A 17,153-nucleotide genomic window follows, 5' to 3' on the forward strand; every position below is an offset into this window, starting at 1 on the left:
CGTCTTTTCTCTTCTATGCCAGACATCGCCGCATCATCGCAGTACTCCCCGCCCGTCGCGCTCGTCAAGACCGGCCAGCGTTTTGCCTTCGACGGCACGCACGGCTCGTCCGACGCGCTGCTGATCGCCCGCTACCATCTCGCCTATCGCGAGAAGGTGCCGTTGCTGGCCGTGGTCTGCGAAAGCGCCGTCGACGCGCAACGCTTGTCGCAGGAGATCAGCTTTTTCGCGCCCGAGGCCCGGGTGCGTTTGCTGCCCGACTGGGAAACGCTGCCTTACGATACCTTTTCGCCTCACCAGGATCTGGTCTCCGAGCGCCTCGCCACGCTGCACGATCTCGGCGAGGGCCGCTGCGACATCCTGCTGGTGCCGGCCACCACCGCCTTGTACCGGATGCCGCCCGCGTCCTTCATGGCGGGCTACACGTTCTCGTTCTCGCAAGGCGAGCGCCTGAACGAAGCCAAACTCAAGGCGCAATTGACCCTGGCCGGCTACGAGCACGTGAGCCAGGTGGTGCGTCCCGGCGAATACTGCGTGCGCGGCTCACTGCTCGACCTCTTTCCGATGGGCTCGCCGTTGCCGTACCGGATCGACCTGTTCGACGACCAGGTCGACTCGATCCGTGCCTTCGACCCGGATACGCAGCGCAGCCTCTACCCGGTGAAAGAGGTGCGCCTGCTGCCCGGCCGCGAATTCCCCTTCGACGAGGCCGCCCGCACGGCCTTTCGCAGCCGCTGGCGTGAAACTTTCGAGGGCGATCCAAGCCGCGCGTCGATCTATAAGGACATCGGCAACAGCGTGCCTTCGGCGGGCATCGAATACTATCTGCCGCTCTTCTTCGACGAAACCGCCACGCTCTTCCACTATTTGCCCGAAGGCGCGCAACTGGCGTTCGTCGGCGATCTGGATGCGGCGATCAAGCGCTTCACCAACGACACCAGGCAGCGCTACAACTTCCTGTCGCACGATCGCGACCGGCCGATTCTGGAGCCGCAGCGTCTATTCCTCTCGGACGAGGATTTTTTCACGTTCGCCAAGCCGTTCGCGCGACTCGTCCTGCCGGCCAACGCGGGCGGCGGCTGGTCGACCCCGTTGCCGAATCTTGCGATCGACCGTCACGCGGAAGATCCGATTGCGGCCCTGCGCGCCTATCTGGACACCACCCCGAACCGCGTGCTGTTTGCCACTGAATCGGCCGGCCGGCGCGAAACGCTGTTGCAGTTGCTCGCCGACAATCATCTGCGACCGGCGTCGAGCGACACCTTCCAGAGCTGGCTCGCCGGCGACACGCGTTTCTCGCTTGGCGTCGCCCCGTTGGCCAACGGTTTTGCCGTGCCCGCGGAGGGCATCGCGATCATCACCGAGACGGAGCTTTACGGGCCGCTCGCGCGCCGCGCGGGCCGCCGCCGTCAGGAACAGGCGAGCAACGTCGATTCGATGGTGCGCGATCTGTCCGAGCTGAAGATCGGTGATCCGGTCGTGCATTCGCAGCACGGCATCGGCCGCTATATGGGCCTCGTCACGATGGATCTCGGCGAAGGCGAGACCGAATTCCTGCACCTGGAGTACGCGAGTGACAGCAAGCTCTACGTGCCGGTTGCGCAGTTGCACGTGATCTCGCGCTACAGCGGCGCGGATCCGGAAAGCGCGCCCTTGCATTCGCTCGGCTCGGGCCAATGGGAAAAGGCCAAACGCAAAGCCGCGCAGCAGATCCGCGACACCGCGGCGGAACTGCTGAACCTGTACGCCCGTCGCGCGCTGCGTGAAGGCCATGCGTTCGCGCTCGAACCGAAAGACTATGTGAAGTTCGCCGAGAGTTTCGGCTTCGAAGAGACGCCGGATCAGGCCGCGGCGATTGCCGCTGTGATCGGCGATATGACGAGCGGCAAACCGATGGACCGCCTCGTGTGCGGCGACGTCGGTTTCGGCAAAACCGAGGTGGCGCTGCGTGCGGCGTTTATCGCGGTGATGGGCGGCAAGCAGGTCGCGCTGCTCTCGCCCACCACGCTGCTCGCCGAACAGCACACGCAAACCTTTAGCGACCGGTTCTCCGACTGGCCGGTGCGGATTGCCGAACTGTCGCGCTTCAAGTCGACCAAGGAAGTCAACGCGGCGATCCAGCAGATCAACGAAGGCACTGTCGATATCGTCATCGGCACGCACAAGCTGCTGTCCTCCGATGTGCAGTTCAAGCGGCTGGGGCTCGTGATCATCGACGAGGAACACCGGTTCGGCGTGCGTCAGAAAGAGGCGCTGAAAGCGTTGCGCGCCGAAGTCGACGTACTCACGCTCACCGCCACCCCGATCCCACGCACGCTCGGCATGGCGCTCGAAGGCCTGCGCGATTTCTCCGTGATCGCCACCGCGCCGCAAAAGCGCCTCGCGATCAAAACCTTCGTGCGTCGCGAAGAAGACAGCGTGATTCGCGAAGCCATGTTGCGCGAATTGAAGCGCGGCGGCCAGGTGTACTTCCTGCATAACGAAGTCGAGACGATCGAGAATCGCCGGCAGATGCTCGAAACGCTCGTGCCCGAAGCGCGCATTGCCGTCGCGCATGGTCAGATGCATGAGCGCGAACTCGAACGCGTGATGCGTGACTTCGTTGCCCAACGCGCGAACGTTCTGCTGTGCACGACGATTATCGAAACCGGTATCGACGTGCCGAGCGCCAACACGATCCTGATTCACCGTGCCGACAAGTTCGGTCTTGCGCAATTGCATCAGTTGCGTGGCCGGGTCGGTCGTTCGCACCACCAGGCGTACTCGTATCTGCTGGTGCATGACCCGCAAGGGCTGACCAAGCAGGCGCAGCGCCGCCTCGAAGCCATCCAGCAAATGGAGGAACTCGGTTCCGGCTTCTATCTCGCGATGCACGACCTCGAGATTCGCGGCACAGGCGAAGTGCTCGGCGACAAGCAATCGGGCGAAATCCAGGAGATCGGTTTCCAGCTCTATACCGACATGCTCAACGACGCCGTCAAGGCGCTCAAGGAAGGCAAGGAACCGGACCTCACCGCCCCGCTCGCGGCGACCACGGAAATCAATCTGCACGCCCCCGCCATTTTGCCGGCCGACTATTGCGGCGACGTGCAGGAACGCCTGTCGCTCTACAAGCGCCTCGCCAATTGCGAACACAACGATTCGATCGACAGCATTCAGGAAGAGTTGATCGATCGCTTCGGCAAGTTGCCGCCGCAGGCACACGCGCTCGTCGAGACACATCGTCTGCGATTGGCGGCCAAGCCTTTGGGCATTTCGAAAATCGACGCGGGCGAAGCCGTGATCGGCTTGCAGTTCATCCCCAATCCGCCGATCGACGCCATGCGGATCATCGAGATGGTGCAGAAACACAAGCACATCAAGCTCGCGGGCCAGGACAAGCTGCGCATCGAAACGCGCAGTCCGGATCTGGCCGTGCGTGTGGCGACGGTCAAGGAAACCTTGCGCGCGCTCGGCACGCCCAGTCGCGGCACCGCTGCCACGGCGGCGGCGCGCTAAGCTGTCGCTGGATGTTCACGCGCCGCTATCACGCCAACTTCGGCGTGCATAGCGGCGTCGCGACGGATACCCGCGCCGGCACATGAGCCTGATGCAAAAAAACGGGTACGTCTAGCCGTTTTTCGCTCATGCTGCGGTGCGCAAACGCGCTCCGCAGCATACGGGTGAAGGTTTTTTGGGTATGATCGAAAGACTCAAATGCTGGAGTCTTGTCATGTCACACGTCGCTGAATCAGCGCAGTCCTCGCAAACGCCCGCCACTGCATCGAATTCTTCCTCGCCTGCCTCGCTTCCCTGGGTCACCCGTCTCGTGTCGATGGACACGGTGAGCCGCAATCCGAATCTCGGCCTGATCGAAACCGTGCGCGACGAATTGCGCGCGGTCGGCATCGAAGCCACACTCACCCACGACGAAAGCGGCAAATGGGCCAATCTGTTTGCAACGATTCCGGCTCACGACGGCGAGACCAACGGCGGCGTGGTGCTGTCGGGCCATACCGACGTCGTGCCGGTGGACGGTCAGCAGTGGGACAGCGATCCGTTCAAGCCTGAAATTCGCGGCGATAAACTGTATGGCCGCGGCACCTGCGATATGAAAGGCTTCATCGGCGCCGCGCTTACGCTCTTGCCTGAGATGCAACGCACGAAGCTCGCCAAACCGATTCACTTCGCCCTGTCGTTCGACGAGGAAGTGGGTTGCGTGGGCGCACCGCTCCTGATCGCCGATCTGATGAAACGCGGCGTCAAGCCGGACGGCTGCATCGTCGGCGAGCCGACCAGCATGCGTCCGATCGTGGCGCACAAAGGCATCAACGCGTATCAGTGCTGCGTGCGCGGCCAGGCAGCGCATTCGTCGCTTACGCCGAAGGGTCTGAATGCGATCGAATACGCCGCGCGCCTGATCTGCTACATCCGCGACATGGCCGATCAGTTTCGCGAGCAAGGCCCGTTCGACGAACTGTATGACGTGCCCTTCACCACCGCGCAAACCAGCACGATCGTCGGCGGCAATGCGATCAATACCGTGCCGGCCGAATGCAAATTCCAGTTCGAATTCCGCAATCTGCCCACGCTCGACCCCGAACCGATCTTCGCGCGGATCGATCAATACGCACGCGAAACGCTGCTGCCGAAAATGTTGCGCGAGCATCCATCCGGCGCCATCGAGATCACCAAAATCGCTGCGGCGCCCGGTCTCGATTCGTCTGAACAAGCGGCCATCACGCAACTCGTGCGCGCGCTGACCGCCGACCAGGACAAGCGCAAAGTCGCGTATGGCACTGAAGCCGGGTTGTTCTCGCTGGCCGGCATTCCGAGCATTGTGTGCGGCCCCGGCGACATCCAGCAGGCCCACAAGGCCAACGAATTCGTGGCGCTGGATCAGCTTGTGGCATGCGAACGTTTCCTGCAAAAATTCATTCACAGCATGTCGGTCGACGCCCACGCGCACTGAAACTGAGCGCGGCAAAAATAGTCTTAACCATACCGAGGAAAAACCTACCCACGCCATGTCAACCGCCACGCCGCAGCACACCGACCATACGATCGACGGTGAGCCGATCCCCACACTCGACGACATCGCCACGCAGCACTTTGCCCTGACACCGTGGGTGACACGAACGCCGGTGTTCGACCGGCTCGATTTTCCGTCGCTGGAAGGCACGGTGGTGAACTTCAAGTTCGAGTTGCTGCAGGCGGGCGGCAGCTTCAAGGCGCGCGGCGCGTTCACCAACCTGCTCGCGCTCGACGAAGCGCAACGCAGCGCGGGCGTTACCTGTGTTTCGGGCGGCAACCATGCCGTGGCGGTCGCCTACGCGGCAATGCGCCTTGGCATCAGCGCGAAGGTCGTGCTGTTTCGCGCGGCCAATCCGGCACGCGTAGCCTTGTGCCGGCAATATCGCGCGGAGATCGTGTTCGCGGAGAACATTGCCGAAGCATTCGAACTGGTGCGCCGTATCGAAGCGGAAGAAGGCCGCTACTTCGTGCACCCGTTCAATGGTTATCGCACCGTGCTGGGCTCGGCCACGCTCGGCTATGAATGGGCCACGCAAACGCCCGATCTCGAAGCGGTGATCGTGCCGATCGGCGGCGGCGGGCTCGCCGCCGGTGTGGCCACCGCCATGCGGCTCGCCAATCCCAAGGTGCACATCTACGGCGTCGAGCCCGAAGGATCGGATGCGATGGGCAAAAGCTTTGCCGCCAATCACACGATCAAGATGGGCCACATGCACACCATTGCCGATTCACTGGCATCGCCCCATACCGAGGAATACAGCTACGAGTTGTGCCGCCGTCATATCGACCGCCTCGTCACCGTCTCCGACGAGCAGTTGCGCGCGGCCATGCTGACCTTGTTCGGACAACTTAAGCTAGCTGTCGAACCGGCCTGCGCCGCGGCTACGGCAGCGCTGCTCGGGCCGCTGCGCGAAACACTGCAAGGCAAGCGCGTCGGCGTGCTGCTGTGCGGGACCAATACCGACCCGGTCAGTTTTGCCGCGCATATCGAACGGGCGCGCCACAGCCAGTCACAGTTTCCAGAATAGAGCCCATCCGCTCTTTCAGCTTTAGGGGACTAGCCTATCGCTCTCAGATTGGTATGATTCGATCATCGACTTCTGGGAGGAACATCTATGAGCATGATTAAGGAATTCAAGGAATTTGCCCTCAAAGGCAACGTAATGGATCTGGCTGTCGGGGTGATTATCGGCGGCGCATTTTCCACAATCGTCAATTCAATTGTTAAAGACCTGATCATGCCGGTTGTCGGCGTTGCTACCGGCGGCCTCGATTTCTCCAACAAATTCATTCGCCTCGGCGATATTCCAGCGAGTTTCAAAGGCAGTCCGGAATCGTATAAAGACTTGCAGACGGCAGGCGTGGCGGTGTTCGGTTATGGCTCGTTCATCACGGTGGCCATCAACTTCGTGATTCTCGCGTTCATCATTTTCCTGATGGTCAAGTTCATCAACAATCTGCGCAAACCGGCTGAAGCCGCACCGGCGGAACCGCCGCCAACGCCGGAAGATGTCGTGCTGCTGCGCGAGATCCGCGATTCGCTGAAGAACGCGCCGCCGCGTTAAGGTTTCCGCATCGAGCATTGGCACCGGTGCATTAGCCAGTGCACTAGCCGGTGCATTAGCCGGCGACAATGAAAAAGGCCTGTAGCGCGAAAATCGCCACAGGCCTTTTTTCTATCCTGCACGCCAGTTATCTCATCTCAATCGGGGCCGAATGTACAACTAGGCGCCCTTTGCGGCCGCATCCTTTTCGTCCTTATCTCCGCCTTCGCCCTTTTCCGCCTTCAGGTTCAGCGCGCTTTCAATCATCGTTTCGAGCTGGCCGAAATTGACGGGTTTAGTCAGATGTGAAGTAAAGCCCGCGCTCAGGCAACGGCGCACGTCTTCGTCGGTGCCGAAGCCGGTCAACGCAACCGCCGGCGCATCCGAATGCTCGCGGAACGCCTTGACGAAATCGAGACCGGTGCCATCCGGCAAGCCCACATCGCTGATCACCAGATCGAAGTTCTGCAACTGGGTGGCGGCCAACGCATCGTCAACCCGCCCCACCACGGTCACGTCGTGCCCCAGGCTGCGAATCAGCTGCGCCATCACCTCGGCGGTATCCACGTGGTCTTCGATCAGCAGGATGGTCAGCAAACCGGGCGGACGCACCTCATCGGGCGCGGCGACAGGCGTCAGCTCCTCCGGCGCGGCGGCCGTGGGCAGCGTGATCGTGAAGGTCGCGCCGCAGTGCGGCCCCGGACTCTGTGCGATCACCGTACCGCCGTGCACGTCGGTCAGCGCCTTGGTGATCGCGAGACCCAGGCCCAGGCCGCCGAATTGCCGCGTCATGTTCTGATTGCCCTGCTCGAAGGCATTGAAAAGCTTGCCGATCTGCTCGGGCTCGATACCGATGCCGGTATCCTCGACCGATATCTGCACATGCATGCGTTCATCATGCGTGCGCACGTAGATATGACCGCCGTCCGGTGTGAATTTGGCCGCGTTGCGGATCAGGTTCCACAACATCTGCTGCAGTCGTGCGCGGTCGGCGAGCACGTAGTGTTGCTCGGCATTCTTGTGGACGTGTACGTCCTGCTGCTTGACCTGGATCTCGCTGCGGAAGAGTTCGAGCACGCTGTCGATCACCTCATGCACGTCGACCGTTTCGAGCGACAGACGCAGCTTGCCATTCGCCACACGCGTGAGGTCGAGCAGATCGTCGATCAGACGCGCTTCGAGTTCGACGTTGCGGCGGATCATGCGCACGCTCGTGCGTGCCTGGTCGGGCAGACCCGGGATCATCTCCAGCACGCTGGCCCCCGCCAGCACCGGCGTGAGCGGTGTGCGCAATTCGTGCGACAGCATGGCGAGGAAGCGGTCTTTCGCACGATTGGCTTCTTCCGCGATCTGGCGAGCGGCCTGCTCCGAGGCGAGCAGGCGTTCGCGCTCCTCGATCGCCTCGCGCTGGGGATGAATATCCGTGCAACTGCCGAACCATTTGCTGATATTGCCCTCGGGGTCGCGCATGGCGACCGCACGGGCGTCGAACCAGCGATATTCGCCGTCATGGCGGCGAATCCGCAGTTCGTGCCGGTAATCGCCGGCGCCGTCCGTCACCGCCTTGAGCCAGGTCCGGCGAATCTCTTCACGATCGTCGGGATGCACCGCTTCGAGCCATGCGAGGCCGTACGAACTGCTTTCCGACAATCCCGTGTAGTCGAACCACTGCTTCGACAGGAAATCGCAATCGCCCGCGGCGTTGCAGGTCAGCACGAGGTGCGGCAACGCCTCCGACAAGGTCCGGTAATGCTGTTCGCGGTCGCGCAACAGCAAGGCTTCAGCCGACGCCTTTTGCAGACGCACCTGGGAAAGCACGCGCTCAACGGCTTCCGGCAAGTAATCGAGGTAATCACCGGATTTCGGCACCACGTCGGACACGCCCGCGCGTAACGCTTCGATCACGCGCGATTCGTCAGTGAAACCGGTCACGAGGATGGCAGGAATCCGCACACCTTCGGCCCGCAAACGGCGAAAGAAGTCGAGGCCGGTTTCGGGCCCGCTCAACTGGTAGTCGAGCACCAGCAGGTCGGGCGCGCCGGCAGCAAGCCGCTCGCGGGCCGTGTCGATACCGGCGCAGATGGCAACCCGGCAGCCGGCGCGTTCGAGCGATTTGCGCGCGAGCCGCAGGATGCCTTCGTCGTCATCGACGACCAGCACATATGCGGCGGGTTGCGTGGACACTTCTTCGGTCATGCGGAGTCTTCTTTCGCTAGGTCTGATAGGGCTATCTTGTCATGAGCCGCTTTCGGCGCGCCTTCACCTGCGCCTTCCGTCAAGGCGCGCCCAGCCGGTGGCCCGCCGGCAGTTTGACGACTTGCAGGAAGAAGCCGAGACGGCGAACGGCTTCGATGAAGGCGTCGTATTCGACCGGCTTGGTGATATAGACATTGCAGCCGAGTTCGTAGCAGCGCTCGATTTCGCGCGGATCGTCGGTCGTGGTCAGCACGATCACCGGCACCGCGGCTGTCTGCGGCGAATCCTTCAGACGCCGCAATACCTCGAAGCCATCCACCCGCGGCATCTTCAGATCGAGCAGCACGACGAAATTCGTCAAATCCTCCCGAGGCGGGTAAGGACTGGCCGCAGCGTCCGCGGGCGCCGGGCCGAAGAAGTAATCGAGTGCCTGCTGGCCATCGCGAAAGCGCACGAAGCCGTTTGAAACACCGGCACGGCGCAAATTGCGCTCGACCAGCGTGGCGTGGCCGTCGTCGTCCTCGATCAGCACGATGCTGACCGTTTCCCCGTGACTCATATGCCCTCCGGGCTGACAATCCGTTTTTGCATCATGTTTTAGCTATCCCCACCTTTTTTCCCGATGCCTGCCCTGACTCAATTGCGCGCGGGCTGTTCCGGCAGCACGACGAAAAAGGTCGATCCCGCCCCTTCCGCGGACTCGACCCAGATGCGCCCGCCATGCCGTTCCACCATCCGCCGCACCACGGCGAGGCCCACGCCGTCTCCGTTCGCGACGTCGCCGTGCAAGCGCTGAAAGGCCCGGAACACCTTCGACATATACGCCGCCGGAATGCCGAGGCCGTTGTCACGCACATAATAAGTGCGCGTGCGTAACGCGCGCGGTTCCGTCTCGTCGACCGGTTCCGGCTCCAGCGCGCCGATCTCGATGCGCCCGCTACGCGCCGGATCGAGATAATTGAGCGCATTACCGACCAGGTTGCTGAAAATCTGCTCGATCGCACCCGGGTCGCCCCACGCCGGCGGCAATTCGCGCACGGTGACCACGGTCGCCCGCTGGCTGATCACGCCCTGCAACGCCTCGACCACCCGTCCCACCACGCGTCCGACACTGACCCGCTGCCATTGGTATTCAAGCCGGCCGGCACGCGAAATCCGCAAGAGCGCGTCAATGATCGCCGCCGCCTGCGTTACCGCGGCGCGCAGATATTGCAGAGACTCGCGCACGTCGCCGTCAAGGATATGCACCATGCGCCGATGCTCGGACTCCGGCAGATTCGCCGCCTCGACGATGCTGTCCAGTTCGTCACACGACACCTGCAATTCTTTCGAAAAGCCCTGCAGATTCACCAGCGGCGAGCGCAGATCGTGCGATACGCTGTAGATGAACATTTCGTTGTCTTGCGTCTCCTGGCGCAGCGCTTCATTCACACCGGCCAGCTCCCGCGCGCGCGCCTCGAGCCGCGCTTTCAGCAGGGTCTGCTCGCCTTCGGCCTCGCGCAGGCGTGCACCCGTCTGATGCAGCACCGCGTCGAGCGCGGCAATTTCGTCGCTGCCGGACAGCGGCGGAGCCAGCTCCCAGCCGCGGCCCAGACGTTCGGCGTTGTCCGTCAACACTTCCAGACGCCGGCCGATACTACGCGCAAACACCACCGCGGTGACCGCCCAGATCAGCATCGACCCCAGCACGGCGGCGATCAGCGCGTACTGCTGGCGTTCATGGCGCCGTGTCAGGGCCGCGGATCGCTCGGCGTCGAGCCGCGAGGCTTCGCTGCTGAATTCGGCGAGCTGGTCGCGAAACAACGCGATCTGCGAAGGGAGCCCGCCAGTATCCTGCGCCGCAAACGAAGTCACGTTGTGTCCGGCGCGCAGCGCCTGCGCGATCGCATTGGCCTGCTCGCGATACGCCTCGATCGCCTGTTGCATTCTGCGTACGCGTTCGGCCTGCTGCGGCGTATCGGCCACCAGCGTTTCGAGGTTCGAAAGCCGGTCGCCGAGATCGACCCAAACGGTATGACGGTCGATAAACGACGGATCGCCGACGACCATACCCGTGCGGACCCGCGCGGCCTGACGCAGCAGCGGATCGACAATGGCCGACGACTGATAAAGGATCTGCTTGCTGTTGCTGACCCACTGCGCGGCCTGCGCCGTTTGCTCCTGGGTATCGAAGAGGACGCCCAGAAGCGCCAGCTCGACCACGCTCGGCACTGCAATCAGCAGCAGACCCTTGGTGAATAGTTTCATGTTCGCCCGAAGGGTCGTTCAAGCCGCGGCGTGCCTGCCGGTCGTGCATCGACCACGCGCGTCGCCGCGCCGCGCGGGCGGCCCGTTGCGATGCGGGATTGGCGAGCACGCCACGGTGCAGCCGGACGGGCCATTATCGACGTGAATGTGAGATATTTCAACGTAGTGACTGGATGCGCTCGCCCACACAAAAATGACTTTTTTATTGATACAGGATGTTTTTTCGGCGGCGCCTGAGTCTATGATGGAGACAGATGTGCTGGGAAGCGAAAGCGCGCGGCGAGGCGGTTCGGCATGATTCGTGCGGGAGGCGGTGGGGCGGCGTAGGCGTCGAATCACCGTGAATCCGGCCTTGTCGTATGCTATAAAAGATCGACGTGCGGCGCGCGAAGCCGGGAGTTGTCGCATGAGGACGCTGCGTTTCTTGCAATTCTTTTTCAGGCGAATTTTTATGTCCTTCCCGAAAAAGCGTAGACGCGCGAAGGTGGACGGCGATGAGTCGTTCCTCGCGGTACTACGGCATTTCAAGCCGTTCGGTCAGCTCGACACCAAAATTGCCCGCGCCCGCGCGCAAGACGAGCCGGTGCTCTATGCGCATGTACTGCCCGGGCTCGACGTTCTGCTCTGCAGCGTACGAGGCGCGCAACCGCCCTATCCCGCGCCCGCCGAATTGCGGCGGCGTTGCATCGAATCCATTACCAATGCACTGGAGCAGCCGCTGGATGGGCTCGAAAACGGCGGGTACTGGTATGAAGCCGACGGCTTCGGCTTTCTGGTCTTTGCCAGCCGGGCTCGGGGCAAGATCCTGACGGAGTTTGGCGCCACCCGCGTTGGCGGCGCCCGGCGCGGGGTTCGCCGGCAGGATGCCGCGGGAGATGCCGCACCGCGCTCGCTCAGGTAGTTCTTTCCTTCCCTTATCGGCGCCAGCGTTTTCAGCCACGCGGCGCCGATTCCCCGTCTTTCTCTTTCTTTTCCTCTTTTGCCGTGGCACGCGCCGCTTGCGCGATGCTCACGCCCAACGGCCGCGGGTCTCGGGCAAAAAGCCTCAACTCCCTTTGTATTCGGCTGCCGTGGCCGGCGGCATGACGGCTGGCGCAGGCTTCTTGCCGGCCGCAGCCGGCGAATGCGCGTCCGTTGAGGGCTTGTTCACAGGGGCACCGTCGAGGGAAATAGCCGGTTTGGGTTGCTGCTTCATGCCCGGCGGCGGCGCGCTCGGCGCCTGACGAACCTGCGAGAGCAACTGCGCGCACGGCAGCGGCTTGTTATTGCTAGGCGCGAGCAGCGGAATCAGCGCCGCAAACGGATTGATCAGACCGAGCCCGATCGCGGCGCCCCCCCGCAGCGCCAGCGCGGCGGCATTCACCCCCACGTGCGGATCCTTGAACGTTCCCTTCACATACAGCGGCGAGCGCAGCGAAAACACCCGGAAGCCCTTGGTATGCGGATGCACGCCAAGATCCATCGACTCGTCGCGCAAATTCACATTGCCGTCGATGTCGATCACCGCGTCGTCCGTGTCGAGCGCGAAGACACGCGAATCCAGCACGCCGTTGGTCGCGACAAAATCCGCCGCCGCGCAGTTGATCTTCACGTCGCGATTGCCAAACAGTTTTTCGTAGACCACGTTAGCGACGTTCAGGCCCGCGGCTTCCATCAGCAGGCGACTCACCGTCCCGTCGGTCACCAGAGCCTTCACCTCGCCGTTGGAAGTCGCTGCCAACGCCGCCGGCGAATTGCCGGTCGCGCTCAATGCGGCGTCGCCGTTGATTTCACCGAGCGCGTTCTGCATCGTCTTGAAGTTCGGGAACAACTGCTTGAGCTTCAGATGCCGCGCCGAGGTCGCGAAGCGGCCCTTCAACGGTGTCGTGCTGCCATCCAGATGAATATCCGATGACAGCGAGCCGCCGGCCACGCCGAACTTCAGCGGTTCGAGCGACAGCACGCCATCAGTCATCACGACGTGTGTGTACAAGTCCGTGATCGGCAGGTTGACGTCCTTGACGATGCGGCGCCCGGTGAACTTCACGTCGGCGTCGATCGCTTTCCAGCGGTCGGTGCGAAACTCTTCCACGGGCAGCACCTTATTGCCGGGTTGGGCCGTCGCGTCGCCGCGCTTCGCCTTGCTGGCCTTCGAGTCCGCGCCGATGATCGGCGCCAGATCGGCGAATTGCAGCAGATGCGACACCAGTTCGCCCTGCAACAGCGGACGAGGCTCACGTGCCGTGTAGCTCAACGAGCCATTCAGATCGCTGCCGCCCACCCGTCCCGTGAAATTCTCATACGTGAAGACGTTGCCGCTGGACTTGAACTGACCGACCAGGCGTCCCTCGGTCGCATACGGCGGCGTGTCGGGCAAGGTCACGCCGGTCAGCGAATACAGGCGCGCGAGGCTGTTGCCTTGCAGCCAGAGGCGTAAATCGACCGCGGCAAGATGCGCCGGATCGGTGATCGTGCCCACCAGGCCGACGCGCAGATCGCCTGCCTTCACATCGGCCTGCACCGGGAACGGACGGTTTGCGTCCTGCAACGCCAGCACGCCGCCGACCTTGCCGCTGCCGGACACCGGCGTCTTGTTGTAGAACCCCTTGACGGTCCAACCAATCGCGTAAGTCGGGATCGCCGGTTTCGCGCCGTTCGCCGTGCCTGCGGCGCTGCCGCCCGAGGCCACCGCGGCACCGCTGGCCGACACCCCTGTTGCTGCGCTTGCTGTGCTGGCTGTGCTGGCTGTGCTGGCTGTGCTGGCTGTGCTGGCTGTGCTGGCTGTGCTGGCTGTGCTGGCTGTGCTGGCTGTGGCGCTCGCGCCATTCGTACTACTTGCGCCATTCGGAGCACTTGCAACCAGCGCGTCCGAGGTGCCAATCGCCGCGCTCGCGCCCGAAGCGGCGGCCGCCGTCGACGCAGCATCGGCAGCCGCCGCGGAGGCCGCCGCGGCTTCCGATGCGGCCTGCGCATTCGCCTGGGCGGCCAGCTTGCCGGCGCCCGCTTTACCGACCGTCTCCGCCGATGCGGTGCGCGACGCCGCCTCCTGCTGCTTCATCACCTCGCCGATCGGAATCGGCTGGCCCAATGTATCGACGGCGACCTGCACCTCGACCTTCTTCTGCTGGTCGGACAAGGCGACGTTGCCTTTGGCAAACGCGACGTCGTGCAGATCGAGCCGCCATTCGGAAGGCCCGCTGGACGACGCCAGTTTGAAGGTCCAATTGTTGCGTCCGTCGAGCAGTCGTTCGAGATCGACCGACGGATTCACGAGATTGATCGCGGGAATCACGATGTCGTGCGCGAGCAGCGGCAGCACCATGACCTCGAAGTCGATTTCATCGAGCGTCGCGAAGTGCGGCTGTTTGGCCCAGTCGGGATTGCCTATCGTGATATTGGCCGCCGAAAAACGCGGCCAGGGCACCCAGCCGCGCCAGCCGGTCTCGCCGACCGGATGCCGCCAGCCGACTTTCAGATCGCCGTTGATCGCGAACGGCCGGCCGATCGCCTGCGTGACCTTGTCGTCGATGTAAGGCCGCGCGCGGTTCCAGTCAAAGGTCAGAATGAAAATTGCCAGCGCGACAATCAGAATGACGATGATCGCCAGCAGCCATGCGATGATTTTTCCTATCCGCCTTCCAATCGTGCTCGACACCGCCATTGAGAAACTCCGCCTTTGTTCTTTGTTGTGCTTCAGGCAGCATGTATCGTGCCTGGTAATATTGCCTTAAGGGTGCCGTTTTATCATGCCGCAGCGTCCGCGGGCGAGTTATCTCGCGGCTTAACTCGTGGCTTACCTGTCACGCAAAATGTCAATGCGCGTCAATGCATGTCATGGCACCCCTGAATTCACGCAAAAATTCACCCACGGCCCAACCATGACCGATGTTCCCTTCGTCCTCGCCGACGGTATCGTCCGGCGCGATGCCTTGCGCGGACAAACGCTGCTGCACCCCACCACCTTCGCCCTGCACGCCAGCGACCGCGTCGCTGTCACCGGTCCGTCGGGTTCGGGCAAGAGCGTGTTTCTGCGGGCCCTCGCCCTGCTCGATCCGCTCGATGCCGGACGCATTATGTGGCACGGCGCTCCGGTTGAGCGCGCAGCCATTCCGAGGTACCGGCGCAACGTCGCGTATATCCGGCAGCGGCCCGCGCTGCTGGACGGCAGCGTCGAGGACAATCTGCGATATCCGTACGAACTGCGCACCTATCGCGACGTGCGCTTCGATCGCGCACGCGCCGCGAGCCTGGCCGCTCAGGCAGGCCGCGGCAACGATTTTCTGGACAAACGCGCGAGCGAATTGTCCGGTGGAGAAGCGCAGATCACCGCGCTGATCCGCGTGCTGCAACTTGCTCCCGAGGTGCTGTTGCTGGACGAACCCACCGCTTCGCTCGACCCGGAATCGTCCCACGCAATCGAAGCGCTGGTGCATGCATGGTTCGCCGCCGATCCCGCCCGGCATGCATCGATGTGGGTATCGCACGACCCGGCGCAAGCCGCGCGCATGAGCGTGCGGCACCTCACGATGCGCGCCGGCGTGCTCGACGAATCCGTCGCGACGCCGGTGCAGCAGGAGCTCGGCCAATGACCTTGCAAAATCTCAGCCTCTGGGACGTCGCGATTGCCGCACTGCTGATCGTCGTGAACGGCGTGGTGTCGGTGGCGCTCAAACTGGACCTCGAACGCAAGCTCGCGTGGGCCGCGGTCCGCACCGTCGTGCAGTTGCTGGCGATCGGCTATGTGCTTGGCTGGGTGTTCCGTTACGACCGCTGGTTCGTGGTGCTGCCCTTGATGGTCCTGATGACGCTGATCGCCGGTTTCGCGGGCGCACAGCGCGGCAACCGCACCTACGCGGGCCAGCGGGCGGATAGTGTGCTGTCGATCTGGATCAGTTCGTGGCTGGTGGGCGCGGTGGGCCTCTTCGTCGTGATCCGCATTCACCCGTGGTATGAGCCGCAGTATGCGATTCCGATTCTCGGCATGATCCTCGGCAACACGCTGACCGGCGTGTCGCTCGGCATCGAGCGGATGACCGAGGAACTGACCGCGCGGCGTGACCGTGTGGACATGGCGCTCGCGCTCGGCGCAACCCGCTGGGAAGCGGCGCAGGCGCCGGCGCGCCAGGCGGTGCGCGCGGGTATGATGCCCACGCTGAATCAGATGGCCGTGGTCGGCGTGGTGAGTTTGCCGGGCATGATGACCGGGCAGGTGCTGGCCGGACAGTCGCCATTGCAGGCCGTGCGCTATCAGATCGTGATCATGTTCCTGATCGCGGCCGCGTCGGCTCTCGGCACGGTGGGCGCCGTGCTGCTCACCTATCGGCGGCTTTTCTCGGCGGAGCACCGGTTTCTGTCGGCACGGCTGGTGGAGCGGGCGGTGAAGCAGCGTTGAGGCGGCAAAGCGGCGGCAAAGGGGCGGCAAAGAGGCGCGCCGCCGCACCCATATCACGCACCGTTCAGCGCGCGCCCGTCAACGTTTCGCAGTGACCGCCAGTTCGGTGCCGTCATTGAGTGTCAGCGTTTTCGTCGTGCCATTGGTCGGCATCGTAAAACGCAGAATCTGGCTGACGCTCAACTCGTTCGGACACTTGAGCGTTTTGCCGCCACTCGTCACGGTCTTCACGCCATGCGGCGTCTGCGCCTGAAAGCTCAATTGCACGGACGCCGTGCCGTCGCCGGCGACCACCGGCGCAAAGCGGATCTGCGTTTGACGAATCATCGCGCCGTTGGAATCGGTCGGGAGCGACGAATAATTCGGGCAGCTCTCCGCGGCGGGTACGGGACCGCCCGGCGGCACGGTTTTCCACGTGAAGTCGTCCGATTCGCCGGAGCGGATCGTGCGGGTTTCCTGTGAGTTGCCGAACTGTTTCGACGTAACGCGAACCGTGTAACGGATCGGACCGTCGAGGGCCGACTGTGACGTCACCGTGATCGGCGTGGCGGCGTGAGCCGCCGTCGCGAGCATGCCGGGCGCAAGCGCGCATGCGAGAGAAGCAACAACTGAAACGGCGGAGAGTTTGAAGCTGGAGCTCATACTGTCACCTCGTTGTTGTACCGCTGCGCGCCCGCTCAAGCGCTACTGCCGATACACCGCCTGACCGAAACCCGATTGATGCCGGGTCCGCGAGACACGCAACTGTTTTAGCATGATGCCCCACCAGTCTACCGCCAAGC

General features: G+C 63.1%; 12 protein-coding genes. 7 read left to right on the plus strand and 5 right to left on the minus strand.

Going from position 1 to position 17,153, the window contains the following annotated elements; translation table 11 throughout:
- Nucleotides 1-15 precede the first annotated feature (15 nt).
- The 4 genes from mfd to mscL all read left to right on the plus strand — a co-directional run bounded on the left by mfd (nucleotide 16) and on the right by mscL (nucleotide 6,578).
- Nucleotides 16-3,498 carry a transcription-repair coupling factor gene (gene mfd / locus HWX91_RS29045; protein ID WP_028196603.1) on the plus strand — a complete coding sequence of 1,161 codons (3,483 nt, stop codon included), beginning with the start codon at nucleotides 16-18 and terminating at the stop codon, nucleotides 3,496-3,498.
- Nucleotides 3,499-3,712: 214 nt separating this feature from the next.
- Nucleotides 3,713-4,951, plus strand: a complete 1,239-nt coding sequence (gene argE, locus HWX91_RS29050) for an acetylornithine deacetylase (RefSeq protein WP_028196604.1) — start codon at nucleotides 3,713-3,715, stop codon at nucleotides 4,949-4,951.
- Nucleotides 4,952-5,006: 55 nt separating this feature from the next.
- A complete protein-coding gene (locus HWX91_RS29055; RefSeq protein WP_028196605.1) occupies nucleotides 5,007-6,041 on the plus strand; it encodes a threonine/serine dehydratase family protein in 1,035 nt (344 codons plus the stop codon).
- An 87-nt stretch (nucleotides 6,042-6,128) separates the two neighbouring features.
- On the plus strand, nucleotides 6,129-6,578 hold the full coding sequence (gene mscL, locus HWX91_RS29060) for a large conductance mechanosensitive channel protein MscL (RefSeq protein WP_028196606.1): 450 nt from the start codon (nucleotides 6,129-6,131) through the stop codon (nucleotides 6,576-6,578).
- 159 nt (nucleotides 6,579-6,737) lie between these two features.
- Here mscL and HWX91_RS29065 read toward each other — a convergent pair whose 3' ends face one another.
- From HWX91_RS29065 to HWX91_RS29075, 3 genes are all read right to left on the minus strand, one after another.
- A complete protein-coding gene (locus HWX91_RS29065; protein ID WP_042274947.1) occupies nucleotides 6,738-8,753 on the minus strand; it encodes a hybrid sensor histidine kinase/response regulator in 2,016 nt (671 codons plus the stop codon).
- A 79-nt stretch (nucleotides 8,754-8,832) separates the two neighbouring features.
- Nucleotides 8,833-9,312, minus strand: coding sequence for a response regulator (locus tag HWX91_RS29070; protein WP_028196607.1), 480 nt, complete (start codon nucleotides 9,310-9,312; stop codon nucleotides 8,833-8,835).
- 77 nt (nucleotides 9,313-9,389) lie between these two features.
- Nucleotides 9,390-11,000: a sensor histidine kinase gene (locus HWX91_RS29075; RefSeq protein WP_028196608.1), complete on the minus strand. Its 1,611-nt coding sequence runs from the start codon at nucleotides 10,998-11,000 to the stop codon at nucleotides 9,390-9,392.
- Nucleotides 11,001-11,406: 406 nt separating this feature from the next.
- Between HWX91_RS29075 and HWX91_RS29080 the strand changes: the two genes are divergently transcribed.
- Nucleotides 11,407-11,901, plus strand: a complete 495-nt coding sequence (locus HWX91_RS29080; RefSeq protein ID WP_028196609.1) for a hypothetical protein — start codon at nucleotides 11,407-11,409, stop codon at nucleotides 11,899-11,901.
- A 144-nt stretch (nucleotides 11,902-12,045) separates the two neighbouring features.
- Here the strand turns inward: HWX91_RS29080 and HWX91_RS29085 are convergent, their stop codons facing one another.
- Nucleotides 12,046-14,640, minus strand: coding sequence for an AsmA family protein (locus HWX91_RS29085; RefSeq protein ID WP_176035691.1), 2,595 nt, complete (start codon nucleotides 14,638-14,640; stop codon nucleotides 12,046-12,048).
- 217 nt (nucleotides 14,641-14,857) lie between these two features.
- On the opposite strand from HWX91_RS29085, the gene HWX91_RS29090 reads away from it, so the two are divergent.
- Both HWX91_RS29090 and HWX91_RS29095 read left to right on the plus strand, forming a co-directional pair.
- The gene (locus tag HWX91_RS29090) at nucleotides 14,858-15,568 is read left to right on the plus strand and encodes an ABC transporter ATP-binding protein (RefSeq protein WP_042274974.1); all 711 of its coding nucleotides are present in this window, start codon (nucleotides 14,858-14,860) and stop codon (nucleotides 15,566-15,568) included.
- Nucleotides 15,565-16,371 (plus strand): ABC transporter permease, encoded by an 807-nt coding sequence (locus HWX91_RS29095; RefSeq protein WP_028196611.1) that lies wholly within the window; start codon nucleotides 15,565-15,567, stop codon nucleotides 16,369-16,371. The genes HWX91_RS29090 and HWX91_RS29095 overlap by 4 nt, the downstream gene beginning before the upstream one ends.
- 78 nt (nucleotides 16,372-16,449) lie before the next feature.
- On the opposite strand, the gene HWX91_RS29100 is transcribed toward HWX91_RS29095, so the two are convergent.
- Nucleotides 16,450-17,013 (minus strand): DUF6013 family protein, encoded by a 564-nt coding sequence (locus HWX91_RS29100; RefSeq protein ID WP_028196612.1) that lies wholly within the window; start codon nucleotides 17,011-17,013, stop codon nucleotides 16,450-16,452.
- Nucleotides 17,014-17,153: the final 140 nt, after the last annotated feature.

The organism is Paraburkholderia fungorum, assembly GCF_902833645.1.
GTDB classification, from domain to species: Bacteria; Pseudomonadota; Gammaproteobacteria; order Burkholderiales; family Burkholderiaceae; genus Paraburkholderia; species Paraburkholderia fungorum.

Excerpts from the sequence above, each read along its gene's own strand:
- mfd (WP_028196603.1), top strand. The coding sequence starts at position 16 with ATGCCAGACATCGCCGCATCATCGCAGTACTCCCCGCCCGTCGCGCTC.
- argE (WP_028196604.1), top strand. The coding sequence starts at position 3,713 with ATGTCACACGTCGCTGAATCAGCGCAGTCCTCGCAAACGCCCGCCACT.
- HWX91_RS29055 (WP_028196605.1), top strand. The coding sequence starts at position 5,007 with ATGTCAACCGCCACGCCGCAGCACACCGACCATACGATCGACGGTGAG.
- mscL (WP_028196606.1), top strand. The coding sequence starts at position 6,129 with ATGAGCATGATTAAGGAATTCAAGGAATTTGCCCTCAAAGGCAACGTA.
- HWX91_RS29065 (WP_042274947.1), bottom strand. The coding sequence starts at position 8,753 with ATGACCGAAGAAGTGTCCACGCAACCCGCCGCATATGTGCTGGTCGTC.
- HWX91_RS29070 (WP_028196607.1), bottom strand. The coding sequence starts at position 9,312 with ATGAGTCACGGGGAAACGGTCAGCATCGTGCTGATCGAGGACGACGAC.
- HWX91_RS29075 (WP_028196608.1), bottom strand. The coding sequence starts at position 11,000 with ATGAAACTATTCACCAAGGGTCTGCTGCTGATTGCAGTGCCGAGCGTG.
- HWX91_RS29080 (WP_028196609.1), top strand. The coding sequence starts at position 11,407 with ATGAGGACGCTGCGTTTCTTGCAATTCTTTTTCAGGCGAATTTTTATG.
- HWX91_RS29085 (WP_176035691.1), bottom strand. The coding sequence starts at position 14,640 with ATGGCGGTGTCGAGCACGATTGGAAGGCGGATAGGAAAAATCATCGCA.
- HWX91_RS29090 (WP_042274974.1), top strand. The coding sequence starts at position 14,858 with ATGACCGATGTTCCCTTCGTCCTCGCCGACGGTATCGTCCGGCGCGAT.
- HWX91_RS29095 (WP_028196611.1), top strand. The coding sequence starts at position 15,565 with ATGACCTTGCAAAATCTCAGCCTCTGGGACGTCGCGATTGCCGCACTG.
- HWX91_RS29100 (WP_028196612.1), bottom strand. The coding sequence starts at position 17,013 with ATGAGCTCCAGCTTCAAACTCTCCGCCGTTTCAGTTGTTGCTTCTCTC.